This is a genomic window from Paenibacillus sp. RC21, assembly GCF_044907935.1.
GTDB lineage: Bacteria > Bacillota > Bacilli > Paenibacillales > Paenibacillaceae > Paenibacillus > Paenibacillus terrae_A.
The window spans coordinates 253,830-279,524 of the sequence record NZ_JBIYCS010000002.1 but is presented as its reverse complement, the minus strand read 5'-3'; the positions used below and the strand labels follow the sequence as shown (position 1 = coordinate 279,524).

Annotated in this window: 26 protein-coding genes and 1 other annotated feature; of the genes, 24 read left to right on the top strand and 2 right to left on the bottom strand. The window is 47.5% G+C overall.

Features of this window, described 5'->3' with window-relative positions; all coding sequences use genetic code 11:
• Positions 1 to 64: 64 nt before the first annotated feature.
• From ABIA61_RS06445 to ABIA61_RS06435, 3 genes are all read left to right on the top strand, one after another.
• On the top strand, positions 65 to 823 hold the full coding sequence (locus ABIA61_RS06445; protein WP_025685819.1) for a pseudouridine synthase: 759 nt from the start codon (positions 65 to 67) through the stop codon (positions 821 to 823).
• Positions 824 to 933: 110 nt separating this feature from the next.
• On the top strand, positions 934 to 1,650 hold the full coding sequence (locus tag ABIA61_RS06440; protein WP_014282126.1) for a response regulator transcription factor: 717 nt from the start codon (positions 934 to 936) through the stop codon (positions 1,648 to 1,650).
• A 1-nt stretch (position 1,651) separates the two neighbouring features.
• On the top strand, positions 1,652 to 3,106 hold the full coding sequence (locus ABIA61_RS06435) for an ATP-binding protein (protein ID WP_283652269.1): 1,455 nt from the start codon (positions 1,652 to 1,654) through the stop codon (positions 3,104 to 3,106).
• Positions 3,107 to 3,321: 215 nt separating this feature from the next.
• On the opposite strand, the gene serA is transcribed toward ABIA61_RS06435, so the two are convergent.
• A complete protein-coding gene (gene serA / locus ABIA61_RS06430) occupies positions 3,322 to 4,914 on the bottom strand; it encodes a phosphoglycerate dehydrogenase (protein ID WP_283652268.1) in 1,593 nt (530 codons plus the stop codon).
• Between the two features lie 261 nt (positions 4,915 to 5,175).
• Positions 5,176 to 5,426: a binding site (T-box leader), on the bottom strand.
• A 184-nt stretch (positions 5,427 to 5,610) separates the two neighbouring features.
• Between serA and ABIA61_RS06425 the strand changes: the two genes are divergently transcribed.
• Together ABIA61_RS06425 and ABIA61_RS06420 are read left to right on the top strand one after the other, a co-directional pair.
• On the top strand, positions 5,611 to 6,198 hold the full coding sequence (locus ABIA61_RS06425) for a type II CAAX endopeptidase family protein (RefSeq protein WP_283652267.1): 588 nt from the start codon (positions 5,611 to 5,613) through the stop codon (positions 6,196 to 6,198).
• Positions 6,195 to 6,530, top strand: coding sequence for a hypothetical protein (locus ABIA61_RS06420; protein ID WP_283652266.1), 336 nt, complete (start codon positions 6,195 to 6,197; stop codon positions 6,528 to 6,530). The genes ABIA61_RS06425 and ABIA61_RS06420 overlap by 4 nt, the downstream gene beginning before the upstream one ends.
• Positions 6,531 to 6,688: 158 nt before the next feature.
• Here ABIA61_RS06420 and ABIA61_RS06415 read toward each other — a convergent pair whose 3' ends face one another.
• Positions 6,689 to 7,615, bottom strand: a complete 927-nt coding sequence (locus ABIA61_RS06415) for a polysaccharide deacetylase family protein (protein ID WP_404580486.1) — start codon at positions 7,613 to 7,615, stop codon at positions 6,689 to 6,691.
• A gap of 93 nt (positions 7,616 to 7,708) precedes the next feature.
• Here ABIA61_RS06415 and ABIA61_RS06410 point away from each other — a divergent pair, with 93 nt between their 5' ends.
• From ABIA61_RS06410 to ABIA61_RS06320, 19 genes are all read left to right on the top strand, one after another.
• Entirely contained in the window at positions 7,709 to 8,086 is a 378-nt protein-coding gene (locus ABIA61_RS06410; protein WP_283652264.1) for a hypothetical protein, read from the top strand.
• A 197-nt stretch (positions 8,087 to 8,283) separates the two neighbouring features.
• Complete coding sequence (locus ABIA61_RS06405; protein ID WP_404580484.1) at positions 8,284 to 8,898, top strand: genetic competence negative regulator; 615 nt, start codon at positions 8,284 to 8,286, stop codon at positions 8,896 to 8,898.
• A gap of 87 nt (positions 8,899 to 8,985) precedes the next feature.
• Positions 8,986 to 9,681: a glutamic-type intramembrane protease PrsW gene (gene prsW / locus ABIA61_RS06400; protein ID WP_283652262.1), complete on the top strand. Its 696-nt coding sequence runs from the start codon at positions 8,986 to 8,988 to the stop codon at positions 9,679 to 9,681.
• Positions 9,682 to 9,946: 265 nt separating this feature from the next.
• On the top strand, positions 9,947 to 11,329 hold the full coding sequence (gene ypeB / locus ABIA61_RS06395) for a germination protein YpeB (protein WP_404580482.1): 1,383 nt from the start codon (positions 9,947 to 9,949) through the stop codon (positions 11,327 to 11,329).
• A gap of 177 nt (positions 11,330 to 11,506) precedes the next feature.
• Entirely contained in the window at positions 11,507 to 12,163 is a 657-nt protein-coding gene (locus ABIA61_RS06390) for a flagellar brake protein (RefSeq protein WP_283652260.1), read from the top strand.
• Positions 12,164 to 12,296: 133 nt separating this feature from the next.
• The gene (gene cmk, locus ABIA61_RS06385) at positions 12,297 to 13,004 is read left to right on the top strand and encodes a (d)CMP kinase (protein WP_044646795.1); all 708 of its coding nucleotides are present in this window, start codon (positions 12,297 to 12,299) and stop codon (positions 13,002 to 13,004) included.
• A complete protein-coding gene (locus ABIA61_RS06380) occupies positions 13,001 to 13,594 on the top strand; it encodes a lysophospholipid acyltransferase family protein (RefSeq protein ID WP_283657129.1) in 594 nt (197 codons plus the stop codon). Before cmk ends, ABIA61_RS06380 begins: the two co-directional genes overlap by 4 nt.
• A 119-nt stretch (positions 13,595 to 13,713) precedes the next feature.
• Complete coding sequence (rpsA, locus tag ABIA61_RS06375; RefSeq protein WP_283652259.1) at positions 13,714 to 14,940, top strand: 30S ribosomal protein S1; 1,227 nt, start codon at positions 13,714 to 13,716, stop codon at positions 14,938 to 14,940.
• A gap of 144 nt (positions 14,941 to 15,084) precedes the next feature.
• Positions 15,085 to 16,407: a ribosome biogenesis GTPase Der gene (der, locus tag ABIA61_RS06370; protein WP_044646792.1), complete on the top strand. Its 1,323-nt coding sequence runs from the start codon at positions 15,085 to 15,087 to the stop codon at positions 16,405 to 16,407.
• Positions 16,408 to 16,418: 11 nt separating this feature from the next.
• Positions 16,419 to 17,027, top strand: a complete 609-nt coding sequence (gene plsY / locus ABIA61_RS06365; RefSeq protein WP_283652258.1) for a glycerol-3-phosphate 1-O-acyltransferase PlsY — start codon at positions 16,419 to 16,421, stop codon at positions 17,025 to 17,027.
• Positions 17,020 to 18,060: an NAD(P)H-dependent glycerol-3-phosphate dehydrogenase gene (locus ABIA61_RS06360; protein ID WP_283652257.1), complete on the top strand. Its 1,041-nt coding sequence runs from the start codon at positions 17,020 to 17,022 to the stop codon at positions 18,058 to 18,060. Before plsY ends, ABIA61_RS06360 begins: the two co-directional genes overlap by 8 nt.
• 170 nt (positions 18,061 to 18,230) lie before the next feature.
• Positions 18,231 to 18,506 (top strand): stage VI sporulation protein F, encoded by a 276-nt coding sequence (locus ABIA61_RS06355; RefSeq protein ID WP_044646789.1) that lies wholly within the window; start codon positions 18,231 to 18,233, stop codon positions 18,504 to 18,506.
• A gap of 186 nt (positions 18,507 to 18,692) precedes the next feature.
• Positions 18,693 to 19,319 (top strand): hypothetical protein, encoded by a 627-nt coding sequence (locus tag ABIA61_RS06350; protein WP_283656286.1) that lies wholly within the window; start codon positions 18,693 to 18,695, stop codon positions 19,317 to 19,319.
• A gap of 48 nt (positions 19,320 to 19,367) precedes the next feature.
• Entirely contained in the window at positions 19,368 to 19,718 is a 351-nt protein-coding gene (locus tag ABIA61_RS06345; RefSeq protein WP_283652256.1) for a 2Fe-2S iron-sulfur cluster-binding protein, read from the top strand.
• A 191-nt stretch (positions 19,719 to 19,909) separates the two neighbouring features.
• The gene (locus ABIA61_RS06340; protein WP_404529612.1) at positions 19,910 to 20,191 is read left to right on the top strand and encodes a hypothetical protein; all 282 of its coding nucleotides are present in this window, start codon (positions 19,910 to 19,912) and stop codon (positions 20,189 to 20,191) included.
• A gap of 13 nt (positions 20,192 to 20,204) precedes the next feature.
• Positions 20,205 to 21,683 (top strand): stage IV sporulation protein A, encoded by a 1,479-nt coding sequence (spoIVA, locus tag ABIA61_RS06335; RefSeq protein WP_044646785.1) that lies wholly within the window; start codon positions 20,205 to 20,207, stop codon positions 21,681 to 21,683.
• A gap of 211 nt (positions 21,684 to 21,894) precedes the next feature.
• Positions 21,895 to 22,998: a sugar ABC transporter substrate-binding protein gene (locus ABIA61_RS06330; RefSeq protein WP_044646784.1), complete on the top strand. Its 1,104-nt coding sequence runs from the start codon at positions 21,895 to 21,897 to the stop codon at positions 22,996 to 22,998.
• Positions 22,999 to 23,065: 67 nt separating this feature from the next.
• On the top strand, positions 23,066 to 24,583 hold the full coding sequence (locus tag ABIA61_RS06325; protein ID WP_404518927.1) for a sugar ABC transporter ATP-binding protein: 1,518 nt from the start codon (positions 23,066 to 23,068) through the stop codon (positions 24,581 to 24,583).
• Positions 24,580 to 25,566, top strand: coding sequence for an ABC transporter permease (locus ABIA61_RS06320; protein WP_044646782.1), 987 nt, complete (start codon positions 24,580 to 24,582; stop codon positions 25,564 to 25,566). The genes ABIA61_RS06325 and ABIA61_RS06320 overlap by 4 nt, the downstream gene beginning before the upstream one ends.
• The last annotated feature ends 129 nt before the right edge of the window (positions 25,567 to 25,695 follow it).

Below are 25,695 nucleotides of genomic sequence, written 5' to 3'. Positions count from 1 at the left end.
TGTGAACGGGGGTTGTGATTTTGTTCATGGATGGGTATCATTAGCATGAGGTGAATTAGCGAACATGGAAAGATTGCAGAAAATACTGGCCCAGGCTGGTGTAGCTTCCCGACGTAAATGTGAGGAGCTTATTCAGGCGGGTAGCGTGGAAGTGAACGGGGTTACCGTAACAGAGCTGGGAACGAAGGCAGACCCTGATCAGGATATAATTACGGTAAAGGGTAGACCTATCAAAACCGAGAAAAAAATCTATTTAATGATGAACAAGCCTAAAGGCGTGATTACGAGCGCTTCCGATCCAGAAGGCCGTAAAATCGTGTCCGACTATCTGAAAGGCGTTAAGGAGCGCGTATATCCGGTAGGTCGTCTTGATTACGATACTGAAGGGCTGTTGTTGCTCACCAATGATGGCGAGTTCGCCAATCTGCTCACCCATCCGAAGCATCATGTGCCCAAGACGTATGTAGCGACAGTCAAAGGCGTTCCGCACGGAACCGAGCTGGACAAGCTGAAAAAAGGGATCGTGCTGGAGGATGGTATTACCGCACCCGCTGAGGTAGAATACAAGGATGTGGACCCGAACGGCAAAGAGTCTGTAATCCAGATTACCATTTATGAAGGCAGAAACCGTCAGGTCAGACGAATGTTTGAGGCCATTTCCCATCCGGTCATCAAGCTTAAACGTATTGCCTTCGGCGATCTTTTGCTGCAAAATTTGAAGCGCGGTCTGACGAGACCCCTCACCAAGGACGAAATCAACCGTCTCATTCAACTTGCACAGTCAGACAACACGAAAAAGAAACGGACAGGACGGGGGTCATAACCCCGGCCTTTTTGGTGTAAAGAGAGCTGAATGAACAGAGTAAGGTTTGACCGGACACGGGAAAATAGTAAAATAGAGAGAATGCTTTTTTTAACGAAGGGGCTGGGAATATGTCAGAACAAAGCAACCGCATATTAATTGTAGATGATGAAGAACGCATTCGCCGCCTTCTGCGGATGTATCTGGAAAAAGAAGGATATGAAATTGATGAAGCTGAGGATGGCGAAATTGCACTCCAGAAAGCGACTGCAAGCGATTACAGCATTATTCTGCTCGATGTGATGTTACCGGGCATGGATGGAATTGAAGTTTGCACACGTCTGCGTCAGACCAAAGCTACACCTGTGATCATGCTGACCGCCAAAGGCGAGGAAGTAAACCGCGTACAGGGTTTTGAAGTCGGAGCCGATGATTATGTGGTCAAGCCTTTTAGCCCGCGTGAGGTGATTTATCGGGTGAAGGCGATTTTACGCCGTTCGTCAGAAACTGCTTTTTTGACCAAGGAGACGGTGCCGAGCAACAGCATTGTTTTTCCGAATCTTATTATTGAGCATGATGCGCATCGTGTAAGTGCAGGCGGGATTGAAATCAGTCTCACACCTAAAGAGTACGAGCTGCTGCATTATTTGGCTGTGTCGCCGGACAAGGTGTTTTCGCGCGAAGAGCTGCTAAAAGACGTATGGAATTATGAATTTTTTGGTGATCTACGCACGGTGGATACACATGTCAAACGGCTTCGTGAAAAGCTGAACAAAGTATCACCGGAGGCAGCGGCTATGATTACAACGGTTTGGGGTGTCGGCTACAAGCTGGAGGTTCCAAAATAACGTGAGCTTCTGGAGATCGCTGGTAGGCAAGCTGTGGATCACCATCATTTGTCTGGTAGGCTGTGTGCTTATTTTTCTGGGACTTTTTTTGTTGCCTTACATCAACAGGAATTTCGCCGCATATGAATCGACGGAAATCAAGCATTTATTCACCTATACATGCATTGTCGGCTTTTTACTTACGACTTTTTTTGCTCTGTTTCTTTTTACTAAAATCACGCAGCCTATGCAGCTGTTGATTCAGGCGGCGAATGCGATCCGTGAGGGAAGATATGATACACGGCTTTCGCTGGTAACGAGTGACGAGATTGGCGAACTGGCGAAAACTTTTAATCATATGTCTACGGAGCTGGAAGCGACGATCCGCAGTCTGAATGAGGAGAAGAATCATCTGTCCAGCGTGCTGAGAAGCATGTCTGATGCTGTAATGACCTTCGACAGAAGCGGACAAATCATTTTAACGAATCCGCCTGCGCAAAGTCTGCTGGATAGCTGGAAAAAGCTGGAGTGGCAAGAGCATGATCAGGAGGAATTCGGAGTGTCTGTACCTGGGCCGTTGCTGCCGTTGTTCCACACCGTTATGGACAGGGGAGAGGACGGCGGGGACTATATTCATGTAAAACAGGGCTCATGGTCGGTACAAATGGCGCCGTTGTACACGGATAATGTAATTCGTGGCGCTGTCGCTGTACTCAGAGATATCACGGAGGAAGTCAAGCTGGAGAAGATGCGGAGTGACTTTGTCGCTAATGTGTCCCATGAAATTCGTACACCGCTTTCCATGATGCAGGGCTACAGCGAGGCCTTGCTCGATGGAATGGCTGGTTCACCAGAAGAATCCGAGGAATTGGTGCGGGTCATTCATGATGAATCGTTGCGTATGGGAAGACTGGTAAAGGATCTGCTAGATCTGGCTCGAATGGAGGCAGGGCATACAGACATGCACCGTCAGGAAGTGGATGTCAATGAACTGATCGAGCGTGTTCACCGTAAATTTACGGTGCGCTCAAAGGAACAGGGGCTGACGCTCGATTATCATGAGCAAGGTCAGCATCTACTGCTACCTGAAGCAGATGAAGACCGATTGGAGCAGGTGCTGACCAACTTGTTAGATAATGCGTTCAGGCATACGCCCGGCGGAAAAAGTGTTACCATTAGTGCCGATCAGATTTTGGGGGAACGGCATGAGCTGATTCGCATTCGGATTAAGGATGAAGGTGTGGGCATTGCCAGTGAGGACTTGCCTTATATTTTTGACCGCTTTTACAAGGCAGACAAGGCCAGAGTGCGGGGCGTGGACAAAGGAACCGGTCTGGGGCTTGCGATTGTCAAAAATATTGTGGAGGCTCACGGAGGCTCTGTCACTGCTGCCAGCGTATTGGGAGAAGGGACGGAGTTCACTATTTTGCTGCCGATCTCCAAAAAACAAAGTCGGGCTCTGCAACAGGGTTTATAAGCCAACAGCAGAATATACCCCGGTTCGCAGGCATCCTCGGAAGAGGGTGCTTTTTGTTGAAAAATCAACATTTATCTTGTTCAACGTGGAACATTCAGCTTCCAAAACAGGTGCGTCAAATGATGGTTATGGATATATAAAAAAGACGCCCGGTTCGCCGGGCGCCGCTGTTATTAAAGCAAGAGCATGTTAACATGCTCTAACGCTGCTGATCATTAATCGAGTACCACTTCTTGAGCGGTATTCAGATCAGGCAAGCCAACCAGTTGGATCAGCACGTCTTTAGGAACGGCTTTATCAACGGTCAGAATCATGATGGCTTCACCACCGACAATTTTACGTCCTACCTGCATGGAGGCGATATTCACGCCGTTCTCCCCGAGCAGAGTGCCGACGCGCCCGATAATGCCGGGTTTGTCATTGTGGGAGATGAGCAGGAAATGCGCTTCTGGTGCCACGTCCACCGGGAACTGGTTCAACCGGACGATACGTTCGCCATAGCCTGCGAGCAGGGTACCTGCTACACGTTGCTCCTCTCCGCTTTGCGTTTTGAGCGTGACGGTGATCAGGTTGGTAAAGCCCTTGGTAGCCGGAGCCTGAGACACGACAAGATGGATGTCACGTGTTTTGGCAAGGTGGACAGAGTTTACAATGTTAACATCGCTGCCCAGATGGCGACTGAGCACACCTTTCAAGATATAACGTGTCAGTGGTTGTGTATCTACAGAAGACAGATCACCTGCGTAATCCACCTGGATTTCACGTACAGCCTGATTCGTCACTTGAGCGGCAAAGCTGCCCAGCTTCTCGCCAAGCGAGAAATAAGGCTGCAATTGCGTCATCACGTTGGATGGCACCGGAGGCATGTTGACCGCATTTTTGAACGGCTCATCACGCAAAATGTGCAGCACCTGCTCGGATACGTCGATCGCTACATTCTCCTGAGCTTCTACCGTGGATGCACCCAGATGCGGAGTAACGATAATTTTCGGATGGCTCAGGAAAGGGTGATCCTGTGCTGGCGGCTCCGATTCGAATACGTCAAAGGCTGCGCCGGCAACGATGCCTTCATCAATGGCTTCAACGAGAGCCATTTCATCGACAACGCCGCCGCGGGCACAGTTGATGATACGCATCCCTTTTTTCATCACTTCAAACTGCGGACGGGCAATCATATGCTTCGTTTCCGGTGTTAACGGTGTGTGTACCGTCATGAAATCCGCGTTGCGGATAATTTCGTCCACACTTGCCAACTTGATGCCCAGCTTCTCGGCGCGTTCTTCCGTCAGAAACGGATCATAGCCGAGGATACTCATGCCGAAGGCTTTGGCACGTTTGGCCACCTCGCTGCCGATGCGTCCCATACCGAGTACGCCAAGCGTTTTGTTACGCAGCTCAACACCGAGGAATGTTTTACGATCCCATGTACCGCTGATGGTTTTGGCATACGCCTGTGGAATATGACGCGCCAGAGCCATCATCATGGCAAAAGTATGCTCACATGTCGTAATTGTGTTGCCGTCAGGGGCGTTAATGACGATAATTCCGCGTTGTGTTGCTGCTTCCAGATCAATATTGTCCACTCCGACACCAGCGCGTCCGACAACCTTGAGGTTCTTACCTGCCGTCATGATGCGTTCTGTTACCCGGGTTTGGCTACGAACAAGCAGTGCATCATAGTCACCAATAATTTGAACTAATTCGTCCTCGCTGAGACCTGTGTTCTTGTCTACCGTTACATCGTCTGCATCCATCAGTTGCTGGATGCCCAGGTCACTGATCGGATCGGATACTAAAACTTTAAACATTTGGTTTCCTCCTCAAAGTTAACTTCTTTTATGGACAGGATGTACTTCAACTGAAATACATTCCATAAAGAACGTGAAAAAAACTTGAGATGCTTCTGAAAAACAGAAGATCGCAGACAGCACTAACGTGATAACGCATTGACGCAGAAAAGGGGTAAAATAGCATTTGGCACCAAGTTGACGGTTAAAAAGGTCATATGCAGAACCGCTTTGCGGTTTGCGGGCATCAAAAAAACTCCCGAATCACATACTATCTCCATAGTAAGGGACGAGAGTTTATCGTGGTACCACCCTAATTCGCAGCCGTTTCACAACGGACTGCCTTCAGCGGTCATAAATATGACCGAAAGGATAACGGTTTTCTGCCGATTGCATCTAATGCCGGGAATCATCCCGAGGCTTCGGTGCAATAACTCAGGAGCGCTAAAAGTAATTACTCCGTCACCGGCTTCCACCCAAGCACCGGCTCTCTGAAGACGAAATCAATACCTTTTCTCCATCATTGTTGTTGTCGCTAATAATTTTTTCATAATGTATCATGGCTTACATGGACATGTCAATAGGACATGTGACATGCGTGGACACCGGGCTAGATACATAGCTGCAGAATGCAGAATAATAAGTTTTAAGCCTTCTTGAATCCGTTCGACTTTTTGGCTATGATGCTTAAGAAGACTATGCAGAGGACTAACTACTATGAAAAAGCTTAAAGTGAAATGGAAAAGAGCGCAAATTCATGAATTGAATGACCGCTTGCTGCTTTACAATTTGTATCTAACCCAGGGACTGACCCTGATAGTCGGGGCAATCTGGATTATTTTTCAGAAAAGAAATGTGCTGGAGTTGTTTGCGTGGCCGAACAGTCTGCATGTTTTATGGTGGGGGTTGGGACTGGCTGCGGCTATGCTGCTGGTGGACCTGCTCCTGTCTCGGGTTATGCCCGAGGATGCTATGGATGACGGGGGCATTAACCAGATGCTGTTTCAAAACCGCCCCATCTGGCATATTGTATGTATAGCAGCCATCGTTTCGATCTGTGAGGAACTATTGTTCAGAGGGGCGATTCAGTACAGCTTTGGGCCTTACTGGACAAGTATCTTGTTTGCGGTCATCCACATCCGGTATTTGCGGCATTGGATTCCAACAGGCTGGGTTTTTCTGAGCAGTTACGGTTTGGGCTACATATACGTGCAGACCGGTAGCCTGTGGGCGCCGATTATTTGTCATTTTGTGATTGACCTCATATCCGGTTTGGCGCTACGTTTTCGGAGGTATGAAGCATGAATCAGGAACTTAGCAGAGTACAGACTTACGGCAGCCGCCGAAATGGACGCAAGAGCAAGGAAGAAAACAGTCCAAAACCGGTTCGCTCCCGTGCTTCACGGCCCGCACCGGAATTGGCTCACGTTGCTGCTGCACGGGAAGTTGCTGTGACGATGGAGGAGGATGCTCCTGTCAGCGAGTACCGGACACGGGCAGAAATGTTTCCGTCCCGCCGTATCCGGGTGAGCAAGTGGTTTTTAAATTTTTTGAGCACACTTTTTGTGCTCATTACAGCAGCATTGCTGTGGTGGGGCATCAAAGGGGCACCGCCCATTAGTAAAATGCTCTGGTAATTTTAAACCTGTGTGGTCGCTTGTGAGTAGAGTTATTTACAGGCACAGGCACTGCAAACGGTATACTAAAAGAGCCTCCTTACCCGCTTATATGACTTGCGGGAAATGGAGGCTCTTTTGCAATCGTTTAGGATCGGTAATAGAAGCACAAGGGCCTGTTAGCTGGAAGGCACCTCAATACTTTGTGGATCGACAAATTGGTAACCCTTTTGCTCCAGATGGGTCAACAGGCTATCCAACGCTTCTGCTGTCCATGGCAGCTCATGCATTAAAATATTGCTGCCCGGATGCAATTGCTCCGTTACATTCTTGAGAATTGCATCGGTTTTATTTGGCTGACTCTTTTTCATTGTCCAATCGAGCGAACCAACGGACCATGTCATATATAAAAGTCCGTTTTCCTTGGCGACCTTGCGGCCGACATCCCCACCTGCACCATGAGGAGGACGGAAGAACACTGGCGTTTGCCCCGTTGTATCCTCAACAATTTTTTGCACCGATTCAATTTGCTTTTTCACTTCGGCCTCGGATTTGTTCTTTAGCACGATGTGATCCCAGCTATGGTTGCCAATAGGCTGCCTACGGTCATGTATGAGCTTGAGCAGCTCAGGGTGCTCCTTCACGCGGTAACCGTTTACGAAGAAAATGGCTTTGGCCTTGTGCTTGTCCAGAATATCAATGATTTTGTTGATCATGACCGCTTCCTTGGGTCCGTCGTCAAAGGTCAGTAAAACAACCTTTTTCTCCGCCCCTTGTTGGTTAGGAACCACGTTGTAAGCCTTGTCCAAATGATACGTTTTGTCAACGGTAGCCGTTAAATTTGTAGCCTCGTTGCTGTCGGCGACGGTCTTGCCAGTTTGCAGCGTTGTTTGGGCTGTTGAGTTATTACTATGATTACTGCCTGCTTGTTCACTGCTGTTGGTTGGGGAAGAAGCTGTGCCCTGCCCTTTGTCTGTGTTGTCACTGGTTTCAGACGTTGCCTGGGTCTGGTTATTGCTTGTGGCTGCCGATTCCGGCTTGGCCGCAGTGCAAGCACTTAGCAGCAGACATGCGGTCAACAAAATGGCTGCTGTTTTTGTACCCATTAATTCATCTCACCTTCCTGTATTTATACCGTATGAGTTTGTCTCTGCTGACGAACACTATGCTTGATTCTACCACAAAGGGAGGTTCTAATTGTGAAAACATCTTCATTTTTCCTGGGAATCGTTTTGGGCGCAGTGGCGAGCGCTATGATCTCCCGAAACCGCAGCATGTTAGGCTTATCTATGGACATGGATGGAAAAAAAGGCGGTAATCTGGTTCAAAAAGCCCGTACCAAAATGATGGACGCGGCGTTCCCCGGAATGGGTGATATTACGCTTAACAAGCAAGACACCCATAAGGACCACGATCACCGTTCCACAACAGATAAGACAGCTCATAGCGCCCATACAGCCCAAAATAAAGAAGAAAATATGAAGCTGATTAAAGATTTTATCAGCACCAGTCCCGATGTTAAGCGTGAGGTCGAGCAAATCCTGAAAGAAACTCATACAGCCGTACCGGGTTTGTAACCCGGAACCTCTATCCCGAATCATTTTGCGGCTTTTTTGTAAAAGCCGTTCAAATGATTCTTTTTTTTATCATTTTTATTTCGTGCATTTACGATTATAAAATGATAACATGATTACATAGAACCATTTTCTTCACAAGCACCATAAATGCATCATAATCTGTTAATAACACTCGGCTGCCAGGAGGAGGGTCCAGTATGAAAATAGAAAGACTGAGTCAGGACAAGATACGGATTTTCCTTACCTTTGACGATTTGAGCGAACGCGGTATTCAAAAAGACGACATGTGGCAAGAGATTCCAAGAGTCCATGAGCTGTTCACCGAAATGATGGATCAGGCATATAGTGAGCTGGGCTTCGACGCCACGGGACCTTTAGCTGTCGAAGTATTTGCGCTTCCTGCTCAGGGCATGGTAGTTATCGTCACTCGTGGGAAATACGACCACCAGCAATTTGGTTCGGGTCCTGATGATGAGCTTCCGGAGGAAGTATATGAAATGGAAGTTACGCTGGAGCACAGCGATTCCATCGTCTACGCGTTTAGCGATTTCGAAGTACTCATAGAAGCGGCTCACATGCTCCGTAGTAACACCACGGATGCAGGTAAGCTGTATCATTATAGAGGAAAATGGATTCTGCACTTGGAACCGGAAGAAGTGGAAGAGCCCAAGCTTGCGGCCTTGATCGCGGTTCTTGCTGAATTTGGGGAAGGCTCATCCGTAACACCGGCAATGCTGGAGGAGTATGGCAAGCTGGTCATTCCTGAACAGGCGATTGATGTCATCTGCACTCATTTTGACAGCCGCTCTTAATGAGGCTTAAAGAAAAGTAATATCGAAGTGACTTTGTCGGCTCTGCGCTGAATGCAGGGCCGACTCATTTTTATGGAGGGATGATCGGTGCTTCTGTTTTCTGTTTTAGCGGCAGCAACTGCGCCGGGTCTCGCCTTATTAATGTATTTTTACTTGAAGGACAGATATGAATCCGAGCCGCTGCACATGGTTATCAAAGTGTTTTTGCTCGGCTTTTTGATGGTACTGCCTGTCATGATTTTTCAACGTGGGTTGCTGCTTTGGCTGGGGGATAACACGTTAATCCAGGTGTTCGGCATTTCGGCCGGAGTGGAAGAGTTTTTCAAATGGTTTTTGCTGTACCACTTTATATATAATCATACCGAGTTCGATGAACCTTATGACGGTATTTTGTATGCCGCCGCAATCTCGCTTGGATTTGCAACCGTTGAAAATCTGTTGTACGCATGGGCAGGCCACGCTTCTGTTAGTATGATGCTGATGAGATCATTGCTTCCAGTATCCGGTCATGCGATGTTTGGAGTCATGATGGGCTATTACATGGGGAAGGCCAAGTTTTCAGAGGACTGGAAAAGCAAATATATGTTGCTTCTGTCACTGGTACTTCCGTGGTTCTGGCATGGCATATATGACCTGATTCTGACGACAATTTCGCATGACTGGATCTGGTTTATCATCCCTCTGATGGCATTCCTCTGGTATGGAGGGATGGCGAAAATCAGTAGGGCCAATAACCGCTCTCCATTTCGACTGTTCAAACGGGAAGGAAAGGTTAATTTGTAACAAATTGGGGCACACTGATCTGACAAACCTGTTAGAGAAAGAGGTGTCTTTTTTTTGCGTATTAAAGTGAGAATACATTGTAAAAGGTGTGGTGAACGTTTCGTACTGAGAGGACAGATGGAGCAAGGGAGTGTTCAGACCGGATTTAAGCGCTGTATCTGCGATCACTGTGAGTTTATTATCGAAGTTATGGAAAACCATGCATAAGAGAGCATTCTTCTTGTCACACTATCGTTAGTGTACTTGAAGAAAGGAGACTCCCAATATGTATAGACGACTTAGTACCGTAATGTTTCCGATTGTTACCCTGATTATGATAGGAGCATTTGTGTGGGGTTATCGGGAAAGCCAGATGAGAAAAGAGGTGTCTCTTCAGGCAAATAGCATGTCGATTAAAGCGGAAAATCAATATCAGCGTGCGTTTCATGATTTGTCGTTTCATATGGATCAGTTGCATTCACAACTCGGGAACGCTATTGCAGTTCACAACACGTCACACGCCATGCATCGCAAATGTCTGATGAATGTGTGGAGAATTACAAGCGAGGCCCAAAATGAGGTCAACCAGTTGCCGCTCAATGTGATGCCTTTTAATCATGCGAAGGATCTATTGTCACATCTATCTGCATTTGCGTATCAAACGTCTGTCCGTGATTTGGATCACGAGCCATTGAATGAGAAAGAATTATCAAATCTGAAAACCTTATACACTAATTCCAGAGAAATTTCGAAAAATATGCACGAAGTCCGGCAAAAAGTCCTCAGCAAAAATTTGCGTTGGATGGATGTCGATACAGCCCCAGGCTCCCAGACCGGGCCTAAGGACAACACCATTATTGACGGCTTCCAAACTGTAGACAAAAAAGTGGAGAATTATAAGGAGCTGGATTGGGGACCATCCGTGGCTAGCATCTATGATAAACGCTCTGTGAAGAAGCTGAGTCTTCCTGCTGTGAACGCGGAGCAAATTAAGCGGAACGCGGCTGAATTTACAGGGAAACCGGAAAGCCAAATCCGTGTCCATGAAAATGGTAAAGGAACGGAATGGGCATCTTATACAGCTACTCTGTATAACAAACAGAAGCCTGTAGCCACCATGGATTATACCAAAAAAGGCGGCAAGCTTATTTCTTACCATGATATGAGAACGGTTGGGCCGAAGAAATCAACTCGCAATGAGGCGGTTCGCTATGCGAGTGAGTATCTCCAACGTAAGGGATATCCAGGGATGAAGCCTGTTTCTTATGATGAAAGTGGAAATTTAGCCAACATCACATTTGCCACTCAAAAAGGGGATGTGATCATCTATCCAGAAAAAATCACAGTTAGATCCGGTCTCGATAACGGGCAAGTGATCGGTTTTCAATCGAGTGACTACGTGTATGAGCACAGCCATCTCCGCCGTATTCCGAAGGCTAAGCTGGATGTGAAGACAGCACGTGCGAAGCTGAACCCTGAGTTTCGTGAAACTTATCACCGGAAAGCACTGATTGAAAATGAACTGTCCAAAGAGGTTCTGTGTTACGAATTTGGCGGGAAAATCAACGGTTCCATTTATCGAATCTACATTAACGCTGATACGGGGATGGAAGAAACGATTGAGCAAGTTAAAGATTCGGACGAACCGGCTTCTGGAAGTAATGTTTAAGTGTAAATAGGGTAAATACGTAAAAATGAACCATTAGTCATGCTAAACCTCCTTCATTAAGGAGGTTTTTTTGTGCTTTTGACATGGTTATAACAAATATAATGCTTAAAATAGGCACAAAGTCGTGGTATTATATACCTTATTAAAGCTTTTAAATGGACAAGGATGGTGAGCGGTTTGTTTCCTACAATTAATGATGTGCTATACATACAAGTGGCTGGTACCGATCATGCGGATGAACATTTTGAATTTAAGTCACGTATTGCGGAAGAGGAGTCCCAGAACTTTCTAATAGAGATACCCATGTCTCAAACGAGCGGGCAACTGAAAAAACTGTTTTTAGGAGAAGAACTGTCGATATTTTTTATGAGCGAGGGCGGGATAAAAAACTATTTCAATACCCACGTTACTGGCTTTAAAGAGGATGTGCTCCGGATGGTTCGCATTCACAAGCCTGTCCCAGACAGCATCAGCAAAATTCAGCGTCGAAATTTTCTACGGGTTCAGGCCAACCTGGAAATAGCGGTAAAGTATGGATTAAACGAATCAAGGTTTGTAGCTGAGACACATGATGTAGGAGGTGGAGGCGTTTCTTTTCAGACTCAAGGATCACATCACCTGGAAGAAGGTGAATCATTGTCCTGCTGGATTCTGGTCCCTTATAAAAATGGAACTCAGGAGCATGTCCCGTTCCAATCCGAAATTGTACGTATTCAGCAAATGGAAAATGGTCGCAGGCTAATCATGCTGAAATATGAGGAAATTGCTGATCAGGAGCGTCAAAAGCTTATCAAATATTGCTTTGAGCGTCAGTTGGAATTCCGGGGGAGATAGCTTTCATCCCGGTTTATTCTTTTTTTGTTAAACCTGCCGTTCATTTTGCATCAACTCTGAATGTGTGGTATAATTTTCACGTCGCAGGCAATGCCTGCTTTTTTCTTGAGGTTAGGTTAGGAGGAATTACCCGTTGGCAAGGCAACATGTATCTTCAAGTAATAAAATAAATGTAGCCATTGATGGACCTGCTGGTGCAGGGAAAAGTACGGTGGCCCGCTTGGTAGCGAAAGCACTTTCTTATGTTTATGTAGATACCGGAGCGATGTACCGGGCAGCAACGTGGTACATGATGCGCAAGGAAATTCCGGCGGAAAATGTACAAAAAGTGCTTCAATATGTGCCTGAGCTGGTGATTGAATTAGTACCGGACCCTACAGGCCAAAAGGTTTATTGTAACGGGGAAGATGTAACGACAGTAATTCGTTCGATGGAAGTGACAGGCAAGGTGTCACAGTATTCGAGTATTGCGGGGTTGCGTTCGCGTTTGACTGAAAACCAGCGTGAAATGGCCGCGCGTAAAGGTGTCGTTATGGATGGTCGCGATATTGGAACCACTGTGCTTCCTGATGCGGAAGTCAAGGTGTTTATGACCGCAAGTGTTCAGGAACGTGCCTCTCGCCGGTTTAAAGAACTAAGCGGAGCTGATGATATCACTCTGGAGCAGCTTGAACGTGACATTGCGGCGCGTGACAAGCTTGATGAGGAGAGGGAGGTATCCCCGCTTCGTTGCAGTGACGACGCTATCGTGCTGGATACGACCCATATGGGCATTCAGGATGTCGTCGATACCATTGTATCTTACTGCACCACGGCGAAGGATGGAGAGATCAGCCAATGATATATGCTGTATGCGTCCGTATTTTGCGTCTCATATACCGCTTTCTGTTCAGACTTGAGGCGGTAGGCAGGGGAAATGTTCCTGCTGAGGGCGGAGTACTGTTGTGTTCTAATCATATTAGTAATCTGGACCCGCCGACAGTTGGCATTTTGCTGGATCGAAAGGTTCACTTTATGGCGAAAGCCGAGTTATTTAATACTCCTGTACTTGGTCCGTTGATTGACAAGCTGGGAGCTTTTCCGGTCAAACGCGGTGGTGTGAGCAAGGAATCCATTAAGCTGGCCTTGACCATTTTGCGTGACGGCAAGGTTATGGGAATCTTTCCAGAAGGCTCCAGAGGAGCCGGGGGAATCGGTAAAAAGGGTGCTGCCAGTTTTGCGCTGCGTAGTGGAGCGGCTGCCGTTCCGGTCGCCATTGTTGGTGATTACAAGCTTTTCCGTAAAACGAAAGTGATATACGGCAAACCTGTTAATTTGGATGCTTACCAAAAAGGCGCCGTTATCGAAGGAGATCCACTTGAGCTGGCAACAGAAGAGATTATGTCTCGTATTCGTACAATGCGAGAAACCGGCGAGCCTACGAATAACTAAAAGGCTTGCATGAATTGTGTCTAATCTCGGAAAACTAGAACAGAAGTTTATCAGTGTTTTGAACTCTGCTACGCGCAGGTTTAAATAAATGGTTTTTTTGAATTGAGGAGGGTATTGACATGTCGGAAGAAATTAAAAATCAAGAAGCTGCTGAAGCGGCAAATCAAGACGAGCTCGATCAAATCGTCTCCCTGAAAAAAGGTGACACCGTTAAAGGTACAATCGTGAAATTGGAAGATAACCAAGCGGTAGTAAGCATTGGATATAAATACGATGGAATTATTCCAATTCGCGAGTTGTCTTCTGGTTTGGACAACGCAGAAGAAGCAGTACAAGTAGGCCAAGAGGTTGAAGCTAGAATTATCAGCATCGACGACGGCAAAGAAAAACTTGTCCTGTCCAAACGTGCAATCGACAGTGAAAATGCTTGGGAAAAGCTGGAGCAGCTGTTTGAAAGCAAAGAAGTATTTGAAGTGGTTGTTAATGATGTCGTTAAAGGCGGCATCGTTGTAGACGTGGGTCTGCGCGGATTTATCCCTGCATCCATGGTAGAACGCCATTTCGTTGAAGATTTCAGCGATTATAAAGGCCGCACATTGCGTGTTGTCGTGAAAGAGCTGGATCGTGAGAACAACAAGGTAATCCTTTCTCAAAAAGACGTTCTGGAAGCAGAATTTGAAGCCAACAAGCTTAAAGTAATGGCTGAGCTGAAAGAAGGACAAGAAATCGTGGGTACGGTTCAACGTCTCACTCAATTCGGTGCTTTCGTTGACGTAGGCGGCGTGGATGGTTTGGTTCACGTATCTGAAATTGCCTGGACTCATGTTGACAAACCTTCCGATGCGGTTTCTGAAGGAGAACAAGTAAAAGTGAGAGTCCTGAAAGTGGACCCTGAAAAAGGAAAAATCAGCCTGAGCATGAAAGCTGCACAGCCTGGTCCTTGGGAATCTGCTGCTGGACAATTTAACAACGGTGACGTTGTAACAGGCGTTGTTAAACGTCTGGTTAACTTCGGTGCATTCGTTGAAATCGCTTCTGGCGTGGAAGGTTTGGTTCATATCTCCCAAATTTCCCACAAACACATTGGAACTCCACAAGAAGTTCTGGAAGAAGGACAAGAAGTTAAGGTTAAAATTCTTGAAATGAATCCTACTGAAAAACGTGTTAGCCTGAGCATTAAAGAAACTGAGGAAGCTCCAGAAGCTGCTCCAAGAGCAGAAAGAGCGCCACGTGCATCCCGCGCGCCTCGTGAGGAACTGAACAATCCGAACGTTTCTTTGAACAATTCTGGTCTGAGCATTACGCTTGGCGAACGTTTTGGCGATAAACTGAACAAATTTAAATGAGTTTGAATCAATACACTTTATAAGCATAACGTACACCATCGGCGGACCCAGAGGGTTCGCCGATTGTTGTTACGTGACAATATCGCTAACAGGCATGTTTTTTGCTATGATGAGAGCGGAAGAATTGACAGGAGGAGTGAATTTATGGCAAGACCCGTTGTGGCTATTGTCGGTCGTCCGAATGTGGGTAAATCCACCATTTTTAATCGGATTATCGGAGATCGTTTATCCATAGTGGAAGATAAGCCTGGAATCACCCGTGACCGTATTTATGGTATATCGGAGTGGAACGGTAAATCCTTCAGTATTATTGATACTGGCGGCATTGAGATTGATGGGGAAGATGAAATCTTGAAATCCATCCGGATGCAAGCCGAACTAGCTATAGAAGAAGCAGATGTTATTGTATTCATGAGTGATGCGAAGGCAGGGATTACGCAATCTGATGAAGAGGTAGCCCAAATGCTGTATCGTTCGGGCAAGCCTGTTGTTGTGGCTGTAAACAAGGTGGACAATCTGGCACGTGCGGATCTGATTTATGAATTTTATTCTTATGGATTCGGCGACCCGATTGCCATTTCTGGTAGCCACGGTATAGGTCTTGGTGACCTGTTGGATGCGATTACGTCCAATTTGCCTGAGCTGGAAGAGGACATTTATGATGAAGATGTGATCCGTGTTGCCTTGATCGGTCGCCCGAACGTAGGTAAATCATCGCTTGTTAACGCCATTCTGGGAGAGGAACGGGTTATTGTTAGTGACATTGCAGGTACAACGCGTGATGCAATTGATACGCCTTTTGAAAAAGACGGCCAGAAGTATGTACTGATTGATACGGCGGGTATGCGTAAACGTGGTAAAGTATATGAGACGACAGAAAAATATAGTGTGATGCGTGCCATGCGTGCTATTGAGCGTGCAGATGTCGTACTGGTCGTTATTAACGGCGAGGAAGGTATTATTGAGCAGGATAAGCACATTGCCGGTTACGCTTATGAAGCAGGTAAAGCCTCGCTGTTTGTTGTAAACAAATGGGATGTCGTGGATAAGGACGATAAAACGATGCGCCAATTTGAAACTAAAATTCGCGATCACTTTCTGTTTATGACCTATGCTCCGATTGTGTTCTTGTCTGCGAAAACAAAGCAGCGCTTGCAAAAGCTGCTCCCTGTTGTCCAGCATGTGGCGCAGCAGCATGTCTTGCGTATTCAGACGCATTTGCTGAACGATGTTATTTCCGATGCGGTTGCGATTAATCCTCCGCCAACTGACAAAGGACGCCGTCTGCGTATTAACTACGTGACTCAGGTTGCTGTTAAGCCGCCTACGATGGTTGTATTCGTCAATGATCCGGAAATGATGCACTTCTCTTACGAGCGTTATCTGGAGAACAAAATTCGCGCCGCCTTCAACTTTGAGGGAACTCCAATTCGTATCTTTACACGGCGCAAGTCTGACGAAAGTTAGGAGCGAATAGGTTGATTTTACAGATCGTTGCCATCGTACTCAGTTACTTGCTTGGCTCTGTCAGCTTCAGTCTGCTGTATGGAAAATTAAAAGGAATCGACATTCGCCAGCATGGAAGTGGCAATGCCGGCGCGACGAATACGCTGCGCGTGCTAGGAAAAGGCCCTGCCATTCTGGTACTGCTGCTGGACGTACTTAAAGGGATTGTTGCGGTGCTGATAGGGCATTGGCTTGGCGGAAATTCATCCTGGTTACCGGGTTTGTGTGGCATTGCGGCGATTGCAGGCCATAACTGGCCGGTATATTTCCACTTTCGCGGAGGAAAAGGTATTGCTACCGCTATTGGTGTATTGGTCTCGATTGCCTTACTCCCCGCATTGTATGCCGGAATTATTGCGATTCTTGCAATCGTAATTACGCGCTATGTATCCCTTGGCTCGCTGATTTTTGTCATTTTGACACCTTGGATTTTACTGGTACTTGGTTATGCATGGCCGCTCTTCTGGACGGCTCTGGTCATTTGTGTGTTTGCTGTGTGGAGACACCGCACTAACATTGCCAAGCTGGTACGGGGGAAAGAAAACAAGCTTGGCTCCAAAGGAGGAGATCGTCTTGTCTGAGAAAATAGCTGTGCTGGTCGCGGGCAGTTGGGGAACAGCTCTGGCTTCCGTCCTTGCGGCCAATAACAACGATGTCTCTGTCTGGACGAGAAACGAACAGCAAGCTGCTGAAATCAATGAGAAGCATACAAATGAGCATTATTTACCTGGTTCTGTCCTGACTGAACGGATTACGGCTACAACTGATATGGAAGCTGCGGTGTCCGGTGCCAAAGCAGTTATAATCGTAGCTCCTTCCGCTGCTGCGCGTCAGGTGGCGCGTAGTCTGAAAGCATTCTTTACCAAGGATATGCTGATTGTGCATGCCATTAAAGGTTTTGAAACGGAAACACTCAAACGTATGTCCACGGTGATTTCAGAAGAGCTGGAAGTCGCGGAGGGTGATATTGCCGTGCTGTCCGGTCCGAGCCATGCGGAAGAAGTAGTGCGGAAATGCCCTACGACGGTTGTCGTAGCCTCGTCTAATGAGAAGGCTGCACAGGCTGCACAGGAGCTGTTCATGAACTCCTATTTCCGTGTGTATACGAACCGGGATTTGTTGGGTGTGGAGCTATCCGGAGCGTTGAAGAACATTATCGCTCTGGGCGCGGGGATGTCGGACGGATTAGGCTTCGGGGATAATGCAAAAGCCGCTTTGTTGACTCGTGGTTTGGCAGAGATTACCCGTGCCGGAGTAGAAATGGGAGCCAATCCGTTGACCTTTTCCGGGCTTGCGGGTATAGGCGATCTGGTCGTCACCGCAACGAGCCGTCACAGCCGTAACTGGCGTGCAGGCTCACTGCTTGGGCAGGGACAAAAGCTTGATGATGTGCTAGAATCCATGGGCATGGTGGTAGAAGGCATTCGGACGACAAAGGCAGCCTATGCGATCTCGCAAAAGCTGGGCGTTCAGATGCCTATTACGGAAGTGCTGTACGGGGTACTATTTGAAGGACGTGACGTCCGCAAGGCCGTCGAGGCGCTCATGGGGCGCGACCCGAAAACCGAAATGGAAGTCATGCCTCTGCAAACATGGGAACAATGGCATTCATAAAGGTTTAGCTGCACATAAAAACATACAAAAGGCTGTCTCGCAAGTGGATTTTATCTACGGTTGAGACAGCTTTTTTCAGTTAGGCGTATGGCATGTCTTTCGTAAGCTTAATCACCTTTGGCTTCCACCATTCATACACTGAGTTGAGCAATGGCGGAGGAGGGGAGAATGTGAGTAAAAACTTTCCGAAAGATGCGTTGAAGGCCATTAACAAAAAAGGCGGCAAAAACATATCTGAAAATGCGGTGAAAAAGCTGGCAAGCACCGTGAAGGCGGACACGCTTCAAAGTGAAGCACAGCTGCGTCAGCTGATAAAGCAGGTATCTGCGATGGCCAACATTCCGGTGTCGGAAGATACAGTAAGGGATATTGTCGGTGCCGTCAAAAAGAGCGGAATGAGTCCTTCCAATATGGAAGGGTTGATGAAAATGATGATGAAAAAATAAAAATTCCGGCCGTGTACTGGCGGGTTCCATTCTCCGTGAACCAGACAGGTTCACGGTTTTTTTTATATATTCCAGCAGATTCTCGTCTGCTCTCTTATGCATAAAATGTCGAACTGCCATACATAACATGTTATAATGGTGCCCAACAGAAACGGGATGATGGATTGAAAGGGAGGAAACAATGTGATGGAGGCTATACCTTCGGTGCGATTGAACAAGCTGCCTCACGAGCTGACGGCTGCGTTGAGCAGCTTGGCGGACGGCTGGGAATCTGTTGCTGTTCCGTGGATGCTGGGAGGAAGCTGTTCGCTGCTTTTACAGGGGGTTGAGCTGGATCGACTGCCCCGAGATATTGATATTTACGCAGATATTCACGCAGCGAAGGAGCTCCATGCGAAAGCACCGGGTATAATGATCGATCGACAGCAGGTAGATCGTAGTGGTTCATACGTTTCATTACTGAGCCACTATGAGCTGGAGGGATTTCCAGTTGAGCTTGTGGGTGGTTTTGAGGTGCTGTGTGATGGAGCTTTATATCGTTTGGAGGTCGAGCGGCTGCTATGGACGGCTGGAATCCGGCTTGACCTGGGGCGCTCTTCACTGCGTCTGATGCCACTCAGTCATGAGTTACTATTTAATCTATTACGAAACCGCCCCGACCGATATGAGGCGATTGCAGACGCCATAAAGCGTGATCCACAGCGACATATAGCGGTACTGAACCAACTGCTGATCAGCAACATTTGGACAGATGGCCAACTGGCTAAGCTGCAAGAGCTTTTGCCTTGGCCCGAGTTGCATTCCAGAAGCTGAGGCTGTAATTGGCAGGTTCGTGGTCGCTAAAAGAATGGAGGGCCGTTCATGGATGTGCATATTACGTTTAAGCCATCAGGGAGGCGCGTACAGGTCGGTCAAGGCACGACATTGCTCCAGGCCGCACGTAAAGCGAACGTGTATATTCCAACCCGTTGTGATGGAAAAGCGGCCTGTCTCATGTGCAAGGTGCATATTTCACAGGAATGGGCTGTACACGCAGGCCAGCCAAGTGATGCAGAGCGCCGCAAGCTGGGATCTCTGCTGGATGAAGGCATCCGCTTGTCCTGTCAGGCTCGCGCTCAGAGTAATGTTGAGGTGATGATACCAGAGGATAAGCTCAAGGCGGCTGTTCGGCGACAGCTTGAGCGTCAGGCACAGGAAGACGAACTATGGTAAAGCTTAAACTCAAAAGAATAAGAAACAAAGGATGTTATCCGACGACTATGAAACTTATACCCCTAAAGTGAACGCTCAAAAAAGTGTTCTTAATATGGGTGCGAGTTTGCTTAGAAAGTCAGAGAGACATCCTTTTTTTATTATAAATCTAGTATCGAAGTCATGGGGAAACCCCGTCACGCATATATTAGGTGAGTGGACCCAAACGTAAAATATCGTTTTGCAGTGATCTCTGTGACGTACTCTATTTTTTCGAAAAACTGAACATATTTTACGGAGGGGATACATATGATGGTATCAGTCCAAATGCATGTACGAGTTTACGCCGTTTCGCCGATTCCATCAGTCTCCTGAACCTCGGCGGCGGACGACTTCCGGGCATTTTAAAGGCTGTTCTGCCGCATCTGGGATCAAGCAGTTGGTTGAACACGAAGCGGATGCTCATTAAGCATTTTTCCTTCGGAGACTTTTGAGGAGGGGATTTCATTGGAGAAAGTGGACATTTTTAAAGACATTGCCGAACGCACCGGAGGAGATATTTATCTTGGGGTCGTCGGCGCAGTCCGAACAGGTAAATCAACTTTTATCAAGCGGTTTATGGAGACGATTGTTCTGCCGAACATTACAAGTGAGGCGGACCGTGCCCGCGCCGTAGATGAGCTGCCACAAAGTGCGGCAGGGAAAACGATCATGACGACGGAGCCTAAATTCGTACCGAATAATGCTGTCCAGATCAAAGTAACGGAAGGACTGGATGTGAATGTCCGTCTGGTCGACTGTGTAGGATACGCAGTAGAGGGTGCGAAGGGCTACGAGGATGAAAATGGTCCGCGGATGATCTCCACGCCATGGTTTGAAGAACCGATTCCGTTTCAGGAAGCGGCGGAGATTGGCACGCGCAAGGTCATTCAGGAGCATTCGACGCTCGGTGTTGTCGTCACGACAGACGGCACGATTGCGGAAATTCCGCGTAGCTCTTATGTAGAGTCGGAAGAGCGAGTCATTGAGGAGTTGAAAGAGGTAGGCAAGCCGTTTGTGCTGGTCATCAATTCCACGCATCCGCGCAGCGATGAAACACTTCAACTTCGCAGTGAGTTGGCAGCCAAGTATGATATTCCTGTCATGACGCTCAGTGCAGCAACGATGACAGAAGATGATGTTACAGGCGTGCTTCGTGAAGTATTATATGAATTCCCAGTGCATGAGGTGAATGTGAATTTGCCGAGCTGGGTTATGGTACTGAATGAAGATCACTGGCTGCGCAGCAATTATGAGAATTCCGTCCGCGATACGGTAAAAGACATTCGACGCCTGCGTGATGTAGACCGGGTGGTCGGCCAGTTTATGGAGTATGAATTCATCGACAGGGCCGGTCTGAGCGGGATGAATATGGGCCAGGGTGTGGCGGAAATTGATCTGTTCGCACCGGATGAGCTGTACGATCAGATTTTGGTCGAGGTGGTTGGGGTAGAGATCCGCGGCAAGGATCATCTTCTGCAAATGATGCAAGATTTTGCCCATGCCAAGCGGGAATACGACCGCTTCGCCGAGGCGCTGGAAATGGTCAAGACAACGGGATATGGCATTGCTGCGCCGTCGTTGTCCGAGATGGCACTAGACGATCCGCAGTTGATTCGTCAGGGTACAAGGTTTGGTGTGCGGCTCAAGGCAACAGCACCTTCCATACACATGATCCGTGTCGATGTGGAATCGGAATTTGCTCCGATTATCGGAACAGAGAAGCAAAGTGAGGAGCTTATGCGCTATCTGATGCAGGATTTTGAAAATGATCCGATCAAAATTTGGGAATCGGACATTTTCGGACGCTCGCTGCATTCCATTGTGCGTGAAGGCATTCAGGGCAAGATCGCAATGATGCCAGACAATGCACGCTACAAACTTCAGGAAACGTTGGGCCGCATTATTAACGAAGGCTCCGGTGGTCTGATTGCCATCATTCTTTAAGCGTAAGTAAATGAAAATCGTGTAAGAAACAATAACGCAGAGAGCTATCCGCTCTTTGCGTTATTTTGATATGCAATTGTCGTATTTTGTCATATATGATCGTAAAATATTTTTCTGTATTCATAAAACCTATTTACATACTTGGTTTAACGCGATATATTAAGTATCAAATTTGAATCATTTTGTTGAATGAACGAGGGGGAAACGAAGCATGAATATCCAAAAAAACAAAAAGCTAGGACTAGGGGCTATGATGCTGCTGGTGCTGGTTTTGCTGGTCACTGCATGTGGCGCGCCGAAAACAGAGAGCGGTGCTCAAGGGACAAGCAGTACAGGATCGAACACAACAGATGCAAAAACAGACAGTTTAAATTTAAAAGGCAAACGGGTTGCATTAATTATGGAGTTTAACACAGGCACGTTCTCGCAGCAGTATGTTCAGGGCGTGGAAGAGGAAGTTAAGAAATTTGGCGGTACGCTGACCAAGTTTGTGGCAGACAACGATAAAGCAAAAATGGCCTCCTTGCTCGATAGCGCGATTAACCAGCAGTTTGATGTCATTTTGACGGATCATGGTGATGCGTTGCTGGAAACAGGATTGAAAAAAGCGATTTCCCGCAATATCCCGGTTATCGTATTCGATGCTGCGGTCAACGTTCCGGGGGCTGTCGTACTTTCACAGGATGACCAAAGCATGGCCGAGCTGACGCTGGAGCAAATGAAAAAGGATATCGGCGGCAAAGGGAACATCGTAAAAGTGTGGGTTGCCGGCTTTGCACCGATGGAGCGTCGTCAAGTTGCTTACGATAAGTTTTCCAAAGCTAATCCGGATATTAAAGAAATTGCAACTTTTGGCTCAGCTCAAAATCCAGCTCTGGATACCCAATCCAAAATGGAGGCTGTGTTGAAACAATATCCAAAGGGTGAAATTACAGCGGTCTGGGCTGCCTGGGATGAATTTGCCAAAGGTGCAGCACGCGCCATCCAGCAAGCTGGACGCACGGAAATTAAAGTCTACGGCATTGATATGAGTGACGAGGATCTGCAAATGATTCAGGACCCGAAAAATCCTTGGGTAGCTTCTGCGGCTGTAGATCCTACAGATATCGGACGTGTACAAGTGCGCTATGCATATCAGAAGCTGCACGGGGACAACCCGGAGGAGCAAGTGGTATTGAAGGCGGTCTATGTGCAGCGCGAAGCATTGCCGGATAAGCAAATTTCCACATCCGAGCTGTCTCAATATGTAAAGGGATGGGGCAAAAGCGAGCAAGGCTACAAGGATTGGATGAAAGAATATGAAACGGCCAAATAAACTTTAGGATAAAACATAAGGCGCGCTTCGGCGCGCTTTTATCATAAGCAGGCGTGAGGGAGGTACCATGAGTTCACAAGTGTATACACTGGAAATGAAGAAAATAAGCAAACAGTTTGCTGGTGTGGATGCGCTGCGGTCCGTGGATTTTACGGTGCATGGCGGCGAAATTCACGCTCTGCTGGGCGCAAACGGAGCAGGTAAAAGTACGCTGATGAAAATTTTATCCGGCGCGTATCGTTCCGATCAGGGAAGCATTGTAGTAGGTGGCAAGGAGCTGAGTATTGGTTCGCCGTGGGAGGCGAAGAGAGCGGGGATTCACTGTGTCTATCAGGAGGTCGATTCGGCGCTTGTGCCGCAGCTGAGCGTCGCGGAGAACATTGTACTGGACGATTTATCTGCACCTGAAGGACGCTGGTGGGCTGCGCCGGGTTCCATGCGTAAACGCGCGCGCGAGGCGTTGGGACGGCTGGAGGCCGATATTGATGTACGGCAATACGTTTCTGAGTTGACGTTGGCAGAAAAGCAGCTTGTACTCATTGCGCGTATTTTGACACAGCAAGCAAATACAATCATTTTCGATGAGCCTACAGCGCCGCTCAGCGAAGAAGAAACGCGGCGCTTGTTCCGCACCATCCATACGCTCAAGGCGGAGGGCGTTGCATGTATTCTTATCACGCACCGATTGCCAGAGGTCATCGAACACAGCGACCGCGTTACGGTGATGCGTGATGGGGAGCAAGTATTCACGGGTCCATCCTCTGATTTGAGTGTAGGCGACATCGTTACGCATATGCTTGGTAAAACATTTGAGGAGGAATTTCCGAAAACGGATGCTCCTGTCGGTGAAACGGTGCTGGAAGCCCAAGGGCTTCACAGGGGATTACGGGTTCACGGTGTCGATTTGCAGGTCAGACGCGGGGAAATCTTGTCTATCGTAGGTTTGGTCGGTGCGGGCAAAACGGAGCTGTCCCGGCTTCTTACAGGCGCCGATAAGCCCGATAAGGGGGAACTGGTCTTCAAAGGTCGCTCTATTCGTCTGAGAGAGCCTGCGGACGCGATAGTTCAGGGGATTGTGTCCATACCTGAGGAACGGCGCAAGCAGGGTGTATTCATCGAAGAGACGGTAGAACGAAACCTTAGTCTTCCGCTATTGGGCAAGTTGAGTGTACTTGGTTTTATCAGTCGTCGCAAAGAACGTACGAACGGTAACGAAGTCGTTGCTTCCCTGGGCATTAAGACGCCATCTCTGCGCCAGAATGTTAAATATTTGAGTGGCGGGAATCAGCAAAAGGTTGCGATAGGAAAATGGCTGCATTCCGGGGCAGATGTGTTTGTTTTTGACGAGCCGACCAAGGGTGTGGATATCGGGGCGAAAAGTGATATTTTCCGTATCATTGGTGAATTGGCGGCCCAGGGAAAAGCGGTCATCTATCTAACTTGTGAATTTGCTGAGGCCATCGGTATTGGTGATCGGATTGCGGTGATGTATGACGGAAAAATAATAAAGGAATTTACGCGGGGCGAAGTGGAGCAGGAACAGCTTCTGTTGTATGCCAGCGGCGGTGAAGAGGTGCATTCATGAAGGAAAAATGGTTAAACGTCTCCTTTCGTTATGGGGCTGTAGTCGTAATTATGGGTGTGCTGGCGTTTTTTTCAGCCACATTGCCCTATTTCTGGACGTATGATAATTTGATGGATATTCTTGGCTCAATTGCGATTGTGACTTTCGTCGCAATTGGTGTGACGTTGTCTCTCATCGTGGACGGTTTTGATCTTTCGGTGGGAGCTACGGTGTCTCTGACCACTATTGTTTCAGCTTCGTTGATGGTCTGGTATGAACAGCCTGTTGCGGTGGTCATTATTGTATCTTTGGTTGTCGGTGCGGTGGTGGGACTATTTAACTCATTGTTGATCGTTAAGCTTCGTATTCCCGATTTGCTGGCAACCCTTGCGATGATGTATATTGTAAGCGGGATTCATAAAACGTACGCTCAAGGCTACACCATCTATAATCATATGCAGTTTCCTGATGGCAGCAAGGCGCCAGGAGAGATATCTCCTGCTTTTCTTATTTTGGGACAAGGCAAATGGCTGGGTATCCCGATTTCGGTTATTTTGCTGCTGCTAGCGGTAGCGGCAGTGCATATTTTCTTAACCTACACCAAGCATGGGCGTCAAATGTATGTGACCGGAGGAAATGAGGAAGCAGCTCGTCTGTCAGGCATACGGGTAAAAAAAGTCCGCACACTGGCCTATGTCGCTTCAGGCGTATTTGCGGCCATTGCTGGTATTTTGTATGCTTCGCGAGTAGGATCGGGCCAAATTGATGCAGGATCTCCCTTGCTGATGGAAGCGGTAGCTGCGGTTTTTGTCGGCTTTTCGGTCTTTGGAGCGGGTAAACCGAATGTCATTGGCACGTTTATCGGTGCGGTTTTGATCGGGGTATTGGTGAACGGTCTGACGATGATGAACGTGCAGTATTTTGCTCATGATATCGTCAAGGGAGTTGTGCTGGTGCTCGCGCTGGCCATCACTTTTTATGTGCTAAACCGTCGCCGTACTTGAAATTGTCTGTGGACTGTATTACTATAAACCTTGTTCCACGCAAGAAGGGTGCCATAAAACGCCAGTTTCGGCGATATTGTCTCTATATTGCGGAGGTTAGGTATATTCTATGTATATTTAACGGCGAAA

Bases quoted from the DNA above. Each gene is read 5' to 3' on its own strand.
- ABIA61_RS06445 (WP_025685819.1), top strand. From the start codon at position 65: ATGGAAAGATTGCAGAAAATACTGGCCCAGGCTGGTGTAGCTTCCCGA.
- ABIA61_RS06345 (WP_283652256.1), top strand. From the start codon at position 19,368: ATGGATGTGCATATTACGTTTAAGCCATCAGGGAGGCGCGTACAGGTC.
- der (WP_044646792.1), top strand. From the start codon at position 15,085: ATGGCAAGACCCGTTGTGGCTATTGTCGGTCGTCCGAATGTGGGTAAA.
- ABIA61_RS06420 (WP_283652266.1), top strand. From the start codon at position 6,195: ATGAATCAGGAACTTAGCAGAGTACAGACTTACGGCAGCCGCCGAAAT.
- rpsA (WP_283652259.1), top strand. From the start codon at position 13,714: ATGTCGGAAGAAATTAAAAATCAAGAAGCTGCTGAAGCGGCAAATCAA.
- ABIA61_RS06415 (WP_404580486.1), bottom strand. From the start codon at position 7,615: ATGGGTACAAAAACAGCAGCCATTTTGTTGACCGCATGTCTGCTGCTA.
- ABIA61_RS06425 (WP_283652267.1), top strand. From the start codon at position 5,611: ATGAAAAAGCTTAAAGTGAAATGGAAAAGAGCGCAAATTCATGAATTG.
- ABIA61_RS06325 (WP_404518927.1), top strand. From the start codon at position 23,066: ATGAGTTCACAAGTGTATACACTGGAAATGAAGAAAATAAGCAAACAG.
- ABIA61_RS06405 (WP_404580484.1), top strand. From the start codon at position 8,284: ATGAAAATAGAAAGACTGAGTCAGGACAAGATACGGATTTTCCTTACC.
- serA (WP_283652268.1), bottom strand. From the start codon at position 4,914: ATGTTTAAAGTTTTAGTATCCGATCCGATCAGTGACCTGGGCATCCAG.
- ABIA61_RS06350 (WP_283656286.1), top strand. From the start codon at position 18,693: ATGGAGGCTATACCTTCGGTGCGATTGAACAAGCTGCCTCACGAGCTG.
- ypeB (WP_404580482.1), top strand. From the start codon at position 9,947: ATGTATAGACGACTTAGTACCGTAATGTTTCCGATTGTTACCCTGATT.
- ABIA61_RS06380 (WP_283657129.1), top strand. From the start codon at position 13,001: ATGATATATGCTGTATGCGTCCGTATTTTGCGTCTCATATACCGCTTT.
- ABIA61_RS06440 (WP_014282126.1), top strand. From the start codon at position 934: ATGTCAGAACAAAGCAACCGCATATTAATTGTAGATGATGAAGAACGC.
- ABIA61_RS06320 (WP_044646782.1), top strand. From the start codon at position 24,580: ATGAAGGAAAAATGGTTAAACGTCTCCTTTCGTTATGGGGCTGTAGTC.
- ABIA61_RS06330 (WP_044646784.1), top strand. From the start codon at position 21,895: ATGAATATCCAAAAAAACAAAAAGCTAGGACTAGGGGCTATGATGCTG.